Origin of the sequence: Halegenticoccus soli, from assembly GCF_002844195.1 — an archaeon.
GTDB classification, from domain to species: Archaea; Halobacteriota; Halobacteria; order Halobacteriales; family Haloferacaceae; genus Halegenticoccus; species Halegenticoccus soli.
Map to the genome: position 1 here is coordinate 135,535 of NZ_PEND01000007.1, position 12,542 is coordinate 148,076.

Annotated in this window: 11 protein-coding genes; 4 read left to right on the forward strand and 7 right to left on the reverse strand. The window is 70.0% G+C overall.

What is annotated here, in order from left to right; genetic code table 11:
• Positions 1–13 precede the first annotated feature (13 nt).
• Both CNO20_RS18640 and CNO20_RS18645 read left to right on the forward strand, forming a co-directional pair.
• Positions 14–1,474, forward strand: a complete 1,461-nt coding sequence (locus CNO20_RS18640) for a sulfatase (RefSeq protein ID WP_101297714.1) — start codon at positions 14–16, stop codon at positions 1,472–1,474.
• The gene (locus tag CNO20_RS18645; protein ID WP_101297715.1) at positions 1,474–2,916 is read left to right on the forward strand and encodes a sulfatase family protein; all 1,443 of its coding nucleotides are present in this window, start codon (positions 1,474–1,476) and stop codon (positions 2,914–2,916) included. Before CNO20_RS18640 ends, CNO20_RS18645 begins: the two co-directional genes overlap by 1 nt.
• Before the next feature lie 3 nt (positions 2,917–2,919).
• Here CNO20_RS18645 and CNO20_RS18650 read toward each other — a convergent pair whose 3' ends face one another.
• Both CNO20_RS18650 and CNO20_RS18655 read right to left on the reverse strand, forming a co-directional pair.
• Positions 2,920–3,933, reverse strand: a complete 1,014-nt coding sequence (locus CNO20_RS18650) for a DUF5787 family protein (protein ID WP_101297860.1) — start codon at positions 3,931–3,933, stop codon at positions 2,920–2,922.
• A 71-nt stretch (positions 3,934–4,004) separates the two neighbouring features.
• A complete protein-coding gene (locus CNO20_RS18655; RefSeq protein WP_101297716.1) occupies positions 4,005–4,469 on the reverse strand; it encodes a bis(5'-nucleosyl)-tetraphosphatase in 465 nt (154 codons plus the stop codon).
• A 142-nt stretch (positions 4,470–4,611) separates the two neighbouring features.
• On the opposite strand from CNO20_RS18655, the gene CNO20_RS18660 reads away from it, so the two are divergent.
• On the forward strand, positions 4,612–4,944 hold the full coding sequence (locus CNO20_RS18660) for an uS10/mL48 family ribosomal protein (protein ID WP_101297717.1): 333 nt from the start codon (positions 4,612–4,614) through the stop codon (positions 4,942–4,944).
• Between the two features lie 103 nt (positions 4,945–5,047).
• Here CNO20_RS18660 and CNO20_RS18665 read toward each other — a convergent pair whose 3' ends face one another.
• Complete coding sequence (locus tag CNO20_RS18665; RefSeq protein WP_199174925.1) at positions 5,048–5,353, reverse strand: DUF7513 family protein; 306 nt, start codon at positions 5,351–5,353, stop codon at positions 5,048–5,050.
• Positions 5,350–6,906, reverse strand: a complete 1,557-nt coding sequence (locus CNO20_RS18670; RefSeq protein WP_101297718.1) for a Na+/H+ antiporter NhaC family protein — start codon at positions 6,904–6,906, stop codon at positions 5,350–5,352. The genes CNO20_RS18665 and CNO20_RS18670 overlap by 4 nt, the downstream gene beginning before the upstream one ends.
• Positions 6,907–7,067: 161 nt before the next feature.
• Between CNO20_RS18670 and CNO20_RS18675 the strand changes: the two genes are divergently transcribed.
• Complete coding sequence (locus CNO20_RS18675; protein ID WP_101297719.1) at positions 7,068–8,348, forward strand: amidohydrolase; 1,281 nt, start codon at positions 7,068–7,070, stop codon at positions 8,346–8,348.
• Positions 8,349–8,638: 290 nt separating this feature from the next.
• Here CNO20_RS18675 and CNO20_RS18680 read toward each other — a convergent pair whose 3' ends face one another.
• From CNO20_RS18680 to CNO20_RS18690, 3 genes are all read right to left on the reverse strand, one after another.
• Complete coding sequence (locus tag CNO20_RS18680; protein WP_101297720.1) at positions 8,639–9,628, reverse strand: transcription initiation factor IIB; 990 nt, start codon at positions 9,626–9,628, stop codon at positions 8,639–8,641.
• 260 nt (positions 9,629–9,888) lie between these two features.
• Positions 9,889–10,743, reverse strand: coding sequence for a winged helix-turn-helix transcriptional regulator (locus CNO20_RS18685; RefSeq protein ID WP_101297721.1), 855 nt, complete (start codon positions 10,741–10,743; stop codon positions 9,889–9,891).
• A gap of 337 nt (positions 10,744–11,080) precedes the next feature.
• Positions 11,081–12,451: a geranylgeranyl reductase family protein gene (locus CNO20_RS18690; protein ID WP_101297722.1), complete on the reverse strand. Its 1,371-nt coding sequence runs from the start codon at positions 12,449–12,451 to the stop codon at positions 11,081–11,083.
• Between the last annotated feature and the right edge of the window lie 91 nt (positions 12,452–12,542).

Consider the following 12,542-nt stretch of genomic DNA (forward strand, 5'->3'; position numbering starts at 1 on the left):
GGTTCGGCGTACCATGACCGACCGGCCGAACGTCGTGCTGGTCGTCATGGACACGGCCCGCGCCCGCGACGTGACCCCCGAGACGGCCCCGACGCTCGCCGACGTAGCGGCGTCCGGCACCGACTACCGGCGAGCGTTCACCAGCGCGCCCTGGACGCTACCGTCGCACGCCTCGCTCTTCACCGGAACGTACACCGCGGACCACGGCACCCACGGCGGCCACACGCTGCTCGACGACCGGCTGCGGACGCTCGCCGAGTCGTTCCGGGACGCCGGCTACGCCACGGCCGGCGTCTCGAACAACACCTGGGTGACCGGCGAGTTCGGCCTGGCGCGCGGCTTCGACACGTTCCACCGCACGTGGCAGCGGATTCAGACGGAGGCCGATCTGGGCGAACTCAGGCACGTGCTGGGCGGCCGCCGGCGGCTGGAGACGTTCGTCTCCCGGCTGTTCGAGGGAAACCCGATCGCCAACGCGGTCAACGCCGTCTACGACCGCGTCGGCGGATTCGGGGACGACGACGGCGCGGCCCGGACGGTCGACTGGGTCGGGCGGTGGCTCGACGGGGTCGAGCCGCCGTTCTTCCTGTTCGCGAACTTCATCGAGCCGCACCTCCCGTACAGTCCGCCGCGGCCGGAGGCCGAGCGGTTTCTCCCCGACGGCTGGAGCTACGAGGACGCGACGTCGCTGCCGCAGGCCCCGCGGGAGTACGACGCGGGGCTGTTCGACCTCACCGACGAGGAGTTCGAGGCCCTCCGCGGTCTCTACCGGGCCGAGATCGCCTACCTCGACCGACGAATCGGCGACCTCAGGCGCGCGCTCGTCGAGGCGGGCGAGTGGGACGACACCGTGTTCGTCGTCGTCGGAGATCACGGCGAGAACGTCGGGGATCACGGCTTCCTCGGCCACCAGTACTGCGCTTACGACTCGCTCCTGCACGTGCCGCTCGTGATCGGCGGCGGCCCCTTCTACGGCCGCGGCCGGTCCGACGAACTGGTCCAGGTGCTCGACCTCGCACCCACCCTGCTCGACGTCGCCGGCGTCGACGATCCGGTCGCGCGCGAGCAGTTCCGCGGCCGGTCGCTGCACCCGGCGTCCGACGCGCCGCCGCGGGAGCACGTCTTCGCCGAGTACGTCCGTCCGCAGCCGCCGATCGAGGCGCTCGAAGAGCGGTTCGGCGACCTCCCGCCCGAACTGTACCGCTACGATCGATCCGTCCGGACGGCCCGGACCGACGAGTACAAGCTCATCACCCGCTCCGACGGCACCGAGGAGCTGTACCGCGTCGCGGACGATCCGGCGGAGACCCGGGACCTCGCCGCCGCGAGGCCCGAGCGCGCGGCGGAACTCCGGGACGCCGTCCGATCCCGGCTGGGACCGCTCGCCGACGTCGAGAACGCGGACGCCGACGGCGACGCCGTCTCGATGAGCGCCGAAACCGAAACCAGGCTCCAGGACCTCGGGTACCTCTGATGACCGACGACAGGCCGAACGCCCTCCTGTTGCTCACCGACCAGGAACGGTACGATCTCACGACGCCGGACAGCGGGGTCGAGACGCCGGCGATCGACGGCCTCGGCGAGGCCGGGATGCGGTTCGAGCGGGCGTACACCCCCATCAGCATCTGTAGCAGCGCCCGCGCCTCGCTCCTGACCGGGCTGTACCCCCACAACCACGGCATGATGAACAACTGCCACGAGGCCGACGCGATCCGGCGGAACCTCCCGCCGGGGCTCCCCACGTTCGGCGAGCGCCTCCGGGAGGCGGGGTACCGCAACACGTACCTCGGGAAGTGGCACGTCGGGCGGGATCAGGGCCCGGACGACTTCGGCTTCGAGTACGCCGGCGGCAGCGACAGGCACCACGATCCGCACCTCGCGTCGTCGTTCCGCGACTACCAGCGCAGTCTGGGGATCGACCCCGGCGGGATCGAACTCGAAGACCCGACGTACACGGAGCACGACCGGGATCCGACGCTCGTCGCCGCGACCACCCCCGCGCCGGTGGAGGCGACTCGCCCGTACTACCTCGCCGAGCGGACGATAGAGCGGCTGGAGGCGTACGCGGAGGGGGACGAGGACGGGCCGTTCTTCCACCGGACGGATTTCCTCGGGCCGCACCACCCTTACGTCGTCCCCGAGCCGTACGCCTCGATGTACGACCCCGACGACGTCGATCCGTGGCCGACCTACGCGGAGACGTTCGACGGGAAGCCCCGCGCCCATGAGCAGTACCTCCGCTACCGCGGCGTCGCGGGGTTCGGCTGGGACGACTGGGCGGCGATCGCCGCGAAGTACTTCGGGTTCGTGACGCTCATCGACGAGCAGATCGGGCGGATCCTGGGGGCGATGGAGGAACTCGGCCTCGACGGCTCGACGGTGACCGTTCACGCCTCCGACCACGGCGACTTCGTCGGCAACCACCGCCAGTTCAACAAGGGGCCGCTGATGTACGAGGACACCTACCGGGTGCCGCTCTTCGTCCGGTGGCCCGACATGACCGAGCCCGGAAGCGTCTGCGACGAGTTCGTGAGCCTCGTCGACCTGATGCCGACGTTCCTCGACGCCGGCGGCGCGCCGATCCCCGACGGGATCGACGGGCGGAGCCTCCGCCCGCTGCTCGCGGGCGAACCGCCGGACGACTGGCCCGAGGACCTCTTCGCCGAGTACCACGGCGACGAGTTCGGGTTCTACTCCCAGCGGATGCTCCGGACGCGGCGGTACAAGCTGGTGTACAACGCGCCCGACCGCAACGAGCTGTACGACCTGCGCGAGGACCCGAACGAGCTCAACAACCTGATCGACCACCCGGCGTACCGCGGCGTCCGTCGCCGGCTCGAACGCCGGCTCGCCGCGCGGATGCGCGAGACCGACGACACGATCGCGGAGTGGGCGTCGAAGGCGCTCGGTGCGTGAGCCTCAGCGCCGTTCGAACGCGCGCTCCCGCCCCCGCTCTCTGACCCACTCCCGTCGCCCCTCCAGCAGCCGTCTGATCCCCTTCCCCGGTCCCCCCTCGATCGGCCAGCCCTTCGTCCGCCACCGCGGCGGCTCGGGCTCGAACGCCGAACACGACCCCGCGCACTCGGCGGCGCTCTGGTGTTTCCCCTTCGCGGCGCACCAGGGGACGAGCGCCTCCCCGCGGCGGCGGAGTTCGAAGTGCCGGCAGTCGGGCCGCATCGTCCCGACGAACGACCGCCACCCCCGGCCGTACGCCCGCTCGGCGAGTTCGAGCCGCGTCTCCGCGCGGGCGTCGTCGGTCTCGTCGGGTTCGAGCCGGCTCGGGTGCCAGACGACCTCCCCGGCGTCCCGCCGGACGCCGTCGGCGAAGTCGAGCGCCAGGATCCCCGCCTCGACCGGCATGTCCTCCAGGAGCGCCGGTTCGACGCTCGCGCCGGTCGCGGCCGTCGCGACCCACACCTCGTCCGCGAGCGCGCGCGAGACGTCGTGTTCGAGCTGCGCTCCCAGTGCGCGCGCCGCGCCGGCGTCGAGGTCCGGCTTGTTCTCGACGGCGACGATCCGCCGAACCCAGTCGGGATAGGGGGCGATCCGACGGATTTCGATCCGGTTGCCGTTCCGCCGCTTCTCGACGACGCCGCGCCCGGCCGCGCGGTGGACGGCGGCGCGGACGTATCGCCAGGGATACCCGGGGTGCGGGAGCGCGTCGCGGTACCACGCCCACTCTCTCGGGGCGTGCCGGACGACGTGCAGGAGGTCCGAGTCGAGCGTCCGCGGTCCGAACCGCGCCCTCGCTTCGAGCGCCTCCGGGTCCGCCTCGACGACGACGGTGTCCCACCGCCGCCGCCGCGTCCCGAGCTGGCGGGCGACGATCGGCGCCGACTCGCGCGCGCCGCCGGGGGGCCACGACCGCTCCGCCCACCGGCACGCCAGGAGTTCGAAGACGAACTCCGAGTCGCCGGGATAGCGTCCGCTCACGGATCCCTCCGACTCCGATCTCGCGCCGGTCCGGTCGTCCTCGGAGCGCACGGGAAGAGACGCCGCGTCGCTCAGGCGAGGTACTTCCGCCCGCCGTCGACGTCCTCGTTCTTCGCCTCCAGGTCGTTGAGGTAGGCGTGCGCGCGTTTCAGAATCTCGCGCGGGCCGTCCTGGGTGATGGTGTTGATCGCCTGCTCGTAGTCGCGCCACTGGAGGTCGCGGTGCTCGTTCGAGAGCTCCGCGCTCGCCTCGAAGGAGCGCGCGATGAACAGGTGAACCGTCTTGTGGATGGTCTTGCCGCCGGCTTCGAACACGTAGTCGTAGTCCTCTCTGAACCCGTCGACGAGGCGGAATTCGGAGATCCCCGCCTCCTCTTCGACCTCTCTGATCGCCGTCTGCTGGAGCTCCTCGTCCCCTTCGACTCCGCCTTTGGGGAACTCCCAGTCCCCCGGTCGGCTCTTCAGGAGCAGGTACTCCCGTCGGCCGCGGGTGTCGCGGAAGAGGATGGCTCCGGCGCTGACCGCTTCGACCGTCATTACCCGATGTAATCGGTCACGAGTTAAGAGAATATCGGAGGCGCGGCTGTCCGACCCTCCTGTGCCCGTCTGCGGGACGTTCCGGCGGGAGGTAGATGCGTTTTTACGGCTCGACGCCGCACCTGTTTGTAGAACCCAGCTCATGACGTTCGTAACCAAACTCGCCTTCCAGAGCGGCGACCGGGCCGTCCTGGAGGACGTCGTCGGCGACCTGAAACGGATGATAGAACGGAAGGGCGCGGAGTGTAAGGGACCGCACTCCGCGCCGCCGGAGCGCATCCGCGTTCCGCAGTACCGGCGGCTCGCGCCCGGGGACGAGTTCTCGCCGTGGAACTACACGGTGTACTCGCGCCGGCTCGAAATCCACGGGAACGAGCACATCGCCCGCGAGATCGGCCACCGCGAGTTCCCCGAGAGCGTCCGCGTGGAGATCGAAGTCGAACAGAAGAAGCCGCTGGGACACCGGCGCGGCTGAGCGACCGGCCGAGGGTCGAACTCGGGTCGCGTTCCGGTCGCGGTCGGCGACCGGCGCGTTTTCGGGCGGACCGAGCGCGAGTCGCGCCCGACCCGCGGTCTGCTCAGAACGCGCTCTCTCCGACCGTTTCGAGGTACTCCGCCTCGCCGACGTGGTCGTTCTCGGCGAAGTCCGTCACGCGGACGCGGACGCGCCTGTCGAGCAGCCCGTCCGGCGCGTCCGGGACGCGGATCACGGTGTCGCCGACGCGAACCACCGCCGTGCCGTTCTCGTACCCGGTGACGAACACCGAGATCTCCTCGCCGACCTCGAAGGACGGGTGCGTCGTCCGGAACGACCACCCGGTCAGATACTTGTCGAGCGTCGTTCGGAACGCCCCGCCGCCCAGGTACCTGTCGAGGAAGCTCATACGCGCGCCACCTCCTTGACCTCGCGGTCGGACGTGTACTCGCGGCCGAAGCCGGTCAGCGCCGCCACGAGGAACACGGTCACCAGCAGCCAGCCGTGGAAGACGAACGGCCACACCTCGGCGGGGTTGACGATCATGCTCCGCGTGAACCAGTCGTACTGGTTCGGGAGCCCCTGCATGGCCGCGAAGCCGACGAGCACGCCCCCGGACCACGGGAAGATGTACCCGAGCGCGGAGGTGTTCGCGTCGAGGATGTTCGCCCGGCGGTAGCCGTTGATGTTGAACCGCTCGCCGAGGCGCGCGATGTACGGCGCGATGGCGATCTCGGCGGCGGTGTTGATCGTTATCATCGCGTTGACGATGGCGGTGCCGAGCACCATCGACGTCTCGGCCCGGCGGACGCTGGTGGCGACCGAGTCGAGGAGCCAGTCCTGCAGGGCGGCGAACCCGCCGCCGCGGATCATGATCTGCGCGCCGGCGACGATGAGCAGCGTGAGCACGATGAGCGGGAAGAAGCCCTCGGCGCCCGAGTAGAGGCTCCCGCCGACGCCGACCTCCTCGGTCCCGACGAGTTCGACGAACGGCAGGAACGAGAGCGACTGCGCGACGGCGGCGTCGCGCGGCGCGTTGAACACGACCATGTCGCTGAACGACGCCAGACCGAACACGACGTTGATCAGGAACGCGACGATGATCCCCCAGGAGATGGCCTCGACGATGTGCCGACCGGACACCGCGGTCGCGATGACCACGAAGATCGACAGGAGGTGGAGCAGGCCGCCCGGTTCGCTGTTCGCGACGAACACCTCGCGGAACTGCCCGGCGACGTCGACGCCCGACATGGCGTTGCCGGCGACGACGTACGCCGCGAACGCGATCACGGCCGCGACGATCGCGTACTTGAAGCGCGACGCGACCACGCCGCCGATGTCCGAATCCTGCGTCACGGCGCTCACGATGGTGGTGTCGCTCACCGGCGCGAGGTTGTCGCCGAACACGGCCCCCGAGAGGATCGCCCCGAACAGCAGGACGGGGTTCGCCCCGAGCAGGACGCCCGCCGGGAAGAAGAGGGTCGTGAACGCGACGGTGGTGCCGTAGCCGGTGCCGATACCCGTCGCGAGCAGCGCGGCGAGGATGAACGTGATCGCCGGAAACAGCGCCGCGCCGATCTCCAGCACGGTGGCCGCCCAGACGAGGCCGCCGACGAACCCGCCCGTCTGGATCGTGGCGGCGAACATCCCCGCCCACAGCCACGCCACGACGGCCGTCGCCGCGACGCGTCTCGTCATCCCCTCGAAGATCGTGTTCGCGTACGCCTTCCACGATCCCTTCGCGAACAGCATTCCGATGATGAGCGCGATCAGCATCCCCGCGACCAGTCCGGTCGTGTCACCGATCCGGAGGAGCCCGCTCTGTACGATCGCCCACAGGATGAAGAACGCGATCGGGAACGCGCTCATCCACTTTCCGCCGCGGAACTCGATGCGATCGGACCGCTCCGCGGCTTCCGCCTCTTCGAGTTCTTCGTCGATCGTTTCGTCGTCAGTGGCCATGTCGCATCACGTATTCGCATGATTCTACACAGGTATATAAATGCCTACGTCACCGCGTCTGACACCGCCGGTCGGACGAACTGCGGTCGGGCGATTCGTCGCGGGCGGTCGTCCTTGGCCTCTTCTCCAGCAATTAAGAGCGCCGGCGCACTGGTAGCCACATGGACCAGTCGAAAGACGCGGACGACCTCGTCGCGCTTCGCCGCGACCTCCACCGACATCCCGAGCCCGCCTGGCGCGAGTTTTACACGACGGCGCGCATCGTCGACGAACTCGAAACGCGGCCGCTCGACGAACTGTACGTCGGGCCGGAGGTGCTCGCAGACGAGCGCCTCGCCGTCCCCGACGGGGCCGAACTCGACGAGTGGTTCGAACGGGCCCGCGCCGAGGGCGCACGCGAGGACATCCTGGACGACCTGAAGGGCGGATACACCGGGGCCGTGGCGACCCTCCGCGAGGGCGACGGGCCGACCGTCGGCCTCCGGGTCGACATCGACGCGCTCCCCATCCTCGAATCGAAGGGGGGCGACCACGCCCCCGCCGCGGGCGGCTACCGCTCGGAGCGCGAGGGGTACATGCACGCCTGCGGACACGACGCCCACGCGACCATCGGCGTCGGCGTGATCGACGCGATCGCCGACAGCGACTTCGAGGGCACGCTGAAGGTGTTCTTCCAGCCGAGCGAGGAACTCGTGGCCGGCGGCAAGCCCATGGCCGAGGGCGGCCACCTCGACGACGTGGACTACCTCCTCGCCGTGCACGTCGGCCTCGACCACCCCACCGGCGAGATCGTCGCCGGGATCGACGGCTTCCTCGCGGTGCACCACTTCCGCGCCGAGTTCGCGGGCCACCCGGCCCACGCGGGCGCCAAGCCGGAGGAGGGCGACAACGCGGTGCTGGCGATGGCGACCGCGGTGCAGAACCTCTACGGGATCTCCCGGCACTCGGACGGCGCGACGCGCGTCAACGCCGGACTCGTCGGCGGCGGGACGGCGACGAACATCATCCCCGAGGAGGCGTTCGTCGAGGGGGAGGTCCGGGGCGAGACGACAGAGCTGATGGAGTACATGCGCGAACGCGCCGAGCGCGTCGTCGAGAGCGCGGCGGAGATGCACGGCTGCGAGGTGTCGCTCTCGACGGAGGGGCGAGCGCCGAGCGCCCGCAGCGACCGCGCCCTCGCCGACATCGTCGCTGAGGTCAGCGGCGGCGTCGACGGCGTCGAGTCGATCCTGGACCGGGACGCGCTCGGCGGCAGCGAGGACGCGACGTACCTGATGCGTCGGGTGCAGGAAAACGGCGGCAAGGCGGCGTACGTCGGCGTCGGGACCGACCACCCCGGCGGCCACCACACGGGCACGTTCGACGTCGACGAGTCGTCCATCCCGATCGCCGTCGACGTGCTCTCGGGTGCGATCCGCGAGATCGCCGCGCGGCGGCCGTAGATCACATCGACTGTCGATCACGGCGGCCGTAATCGCGGGTATCGGAGACCGCGGCGGAACGAGAACCGAGGCGGGCGACCCGGAGGCGTCGAAGCGGCGGTTCGAGACACCGGAAGAGGACCGCCCGTGAGGGCCGAAGCGGGGAAAGTGAAGAACTCGGAGGGCCGAAGCGGAGCCGACGGGACTCGGCGGGCCGGAGGGGAGACGGATTCGCGGCGCGGCGTCCGCGGACGCCGCGCCCCCCGGCGAGTTCGATCCGAGAGATCCGTTCGATCGGATCGGCGCGCCGGCTATTCCGTCCCCTCCATGAGGGCCAGCGCCTCGATCTGCTCGTGGTAGCGGTTGCGGATCGTCACCATGGTCACCTGCGCGACATCGCTGACCTCCTTTTGCGTCCGCTTTTCGTTGCAGAGCATCGAGGCGGTGTAGATCGCGGCCGCGGCGCAGCCGGTGGGGGACTTTCCTGAGAGGAGCCCCTCCTCGGTGGCGATGTCGAGCACTTCGCGCGCCTTCGCCTGAACCTCCTCGTCGAGTTCGAGCTCCGAGCAGAACCGGGGCAGGAACTGCTTGGGGTCGACTGGGCACAGTTCGAGGCCGAGTTCCTGCGAGACGTACCGGTACGTCCGGCCGATGTCCCGCTTTTCGATCCGCGAGACCTCGGCGACCTCGTCGAGGCTGCGCGGGATGCCCTCCTGGCGGCACGCCGCGTACAGCGCGCTGGTCGCCATCCCCTCGATCGAGCGCCCGCGGATCAGATCCTCGTCGAGCGCGCGGCGGTAGATGACGGACGCGACCTCGCGGACCGACCGCGGCACGCCGAGCGCGCTCGACATCCGTTCGATCTCCGAGAGCGCGAACCGGAGGTTGCGCTCCTTCGCGTTCTGCGTCCGGATGCGCTCCTGCCAGGAGCGGAGCCGGTGCATCCGCTGGCGCTTCTCCGCCGACAGCAGTTGCCCGCTGGCGTCCCTGTTGCGCCAGTCGATCGTCGTGCTCAGCCCGCGGTCGTGGATCGACTCCGTCAGCGGGGACCCCACCCGCGACTTCTCGCGGTGTTCGCTGTGGTTGTACGCCCGCCACTCCGGACCGAAGTCGATCCGGCTCTCGTCGACGACCAGCCCGCACTCCTCGCAGACGAGCTCCTCGCCGTCGGAGCTCTTCGTGCACGGCCCGTCGCACTCGGGGCACCGTCGGACGGCGTCCGACCGAGCGTCCGCGTTCCGTTCGGTCCGCTCCGCGTTTCGTCCGGGCGTTTCGGCCGTCCTGAGCTGATTTTGAGACATCGTTGATCTCCCCTATCCGCTGTGTAGCTGGCGTTCGGTGATCCGCGGGGGATCGCACTCCGTGCGCGGCGCGACCGGCGTCGAGCGGTCGCCCGCCGCGGCGTCGGTCGTCCGATCGTCAGTCATCCCCTCACAGGCCGTTCGGCCTACCTGACCACAGCAACGATCGACAAAAAGAGGTTCTGACCGAACTCTCAAAACGGGCGTCTCGGCCGCTCCGTCCGAGAAGTCGAAAAACGAGCCCGGCGAGAGGGGCGCGGCTACGTCGTCGCTTCGATGCGAGCCACCGTCGGCTCGCCGTCGTCGACGCGCACGTCGCTCGCCAGCCGGTTCAGCACCGTCCCGCCGTCGCGCTCCTGCTCGATCAGGCCCGCCTCTTCGAGCCGAGAGAGGTGGTACGAGACCGTGCCGGGCGTCCGGTCGACCTCCGAAGCCACCTCCGAGACGGTCGCGGGAGCCAGCCGCGCGACCGCGTCGAGCACCGTCGCGGCGGCGTCGTCGTCCAGGGCGGCGGTGAGCTCGACCCGCTCGGCGCCGACCGGGAAGAACCGCTGCTTGCCCCGGATCTTCTCGCCGAAGATCAGCCGCTCCCGTTCGAGCACCTTGATGTGGTACCTGACGGTCGAGCGGGGCGTGTCAGTTCGCTCTGCGATCTCCGAGACGTACGTTCCCGGCGCGCTCGCGATCGTCTCGTACACCCGCTTTCGGACGTCGTTTTCGAGCGGGCTCGACTCGTCGTGCCGGCTGTAGCCGAGCAGCAGGACGACCCCGGTCGGGTTGAAGTCGTCGAGCCGACCGCGGAGGACGTACTCGAAGGCGTCGGTCGTCGAGGACGACGGAGCGAGCTGCGTCCCCCCGTCGTTCCGCTCGGCGATCGAACCCGCGACCGTCGCGGATCCGTGCTGTGGACCGCCGGGGACGGTTGCGCTGAATCCGCCGGGGACGGTCGCGTCGAATCCGCCGGCGTCGATCGCGTCGACGCCGGAGTGACCGGCGTGATCAGCCGCGTGCGGTTCCTCCTGCGCCGCGGCCGCGAAGGCCGGGGCCGCCGCGCTCGCGAGCACGAGGACGACAGTGACCGAGACGAGCGCCCTCAGGTACGTCGAGCGTTCCATGGTGTCTGCGTTTGCTGTGACATTCTCTCCTCTCTGCCGGTTCGTTCGCTCTCTCTTTTCCGGTGTCGTGACTACCCTTGTGGTCCCAGTGCTTATAGCCTTCTTGGACCGCCGATCGAAATCGACGGACGCCGAAACGACCTGCGACGGCCGTCGGCTTCGGGGGGCGACTGTCGTCGGTCGACGGACGCCCGACGCGGTCGTCGGACGACGGCGCAACCGGCGTCAGTAGGCGGAGTCGGGACACGACCGGCGTCGGGCGACGGAACCGGGACGCGACCCCGCGCGGGTCCCCGGATCTGAGCGCCGCCGGCGCGGTCGCGGGGACGCCCGAGAATCAGTACTTCGCTTCGGCGCCGGTCGTCTCGTAGATGCTGTCCATGAGCGCGTCGCGTCCCTCCTGCCAGGCGGCGAGCGCACCGGGCCGCGTCGGATACCGCCGGTAGTGGTCGATGAGCTCCTCCGCGAGCCGCTTCGTCCGGTAGAAGTTCCAGATCACGCCCCAGTAGTCGCGGCTCTGGACAGCCGTCCGGAGCTTCAGCTTCCACCCCATGGACGTCTGCCCGGAGTACAGCGCCTCCGCGAGTTTCTCGCCCGGCAGCGAGGCGAGAAGGCCCATCAGGTCGTCCACGTCGACGGCCGTCGAGAGGACGTTGTACACGTCCAGCCCGGCGTACCGCGCGCCGAAGTGCTCCATCACCCGCTCGTTGTAGCGCCACAGCGCCGCCTCGCTCGCGTCGCCCTCCTCGACGGCCCGGACCGCCTGCTCGCCGGCGTAGTTGCCCGCGTACGCCGCACCGGCGATCCCGCCACCGGTGGTGGGGTTGACGTGGCCGGCGGCGTCGCCCGCGGCCAGAAAGCCCGGCGCGACCGCGGAATCGTACGGCCGCCGCGTCGGCAGCGCCGCCCCCAGCTTGTCCGTCACCTTCGCCCCCGCGAACTCCGGTCGGTTCCGCAGGTCCTCCTTGAGGTCCTCGACGAGCTTCATCGGCTCCTCGTTCATCTGGAATCCGAGTCCGGCGTTGATCTCCGTCCCCGTGCGCGGGAAGTACCACAGGTAGCCCGCGGCGCGCTTCGTCGGCTTGAACACGAGCGCGTCCTTCCACGGCACCTCCTCTCTCACCTCGACGATCTCGCGGTAGGCGGAGCAGAACTGCGAGTACGAGACGTTCGTGTCGAACGTCGCCCCCGAGAGGTCGGCCTTGTCCTGGAGGATGGAGAGCGCGCCCGCGCCGTCGATGGTGACCGCGGCGTCGTACTCGACGACCTCGCCCCTGCGCTTGCCGCGGACGCCCGTCACCCGACCGTCGTCGTCCTGCGTCACGTCCTGGACCACCGTGTCGTAGTGGAACTCGGCGCCGGCGTCCTTCGCTCCCTCGATGATCCGCCGGCCGTAGTCCCAGCGGTCGATGACCGCGAGCTCGCCCGGCACGGGGATCTCGAGCACCGTGTCGTGGGAGGGGATCTCGAACCGGCCGTGGTCGACGCCGGTGTTCGTGAACGCGGGCTCGATCTGCGACTTGGGGATCGCGTCGGGGAACGCGTCCGCGCCCTTCAGGGCGTCGCCGCAGGCGATGTGCCCCGCCTCCTCCTCGGACTTCCGCTCGACGACGACCACGTCGAGTCCCTCGTTGGCGACGGTCGCCGCCGCGTAACACCCGGCGGTCCCCGCGCCGACCACCGCGACGTCGCACTCGTAACTGGTCATTGGGGAGAGTGCATATCCCGGGAGGAAAACTCTTTATCCCCGAATCCGTCCCCCGCGGCGCGACGTAATGCCGAGGGCGACGGTCGCGCCC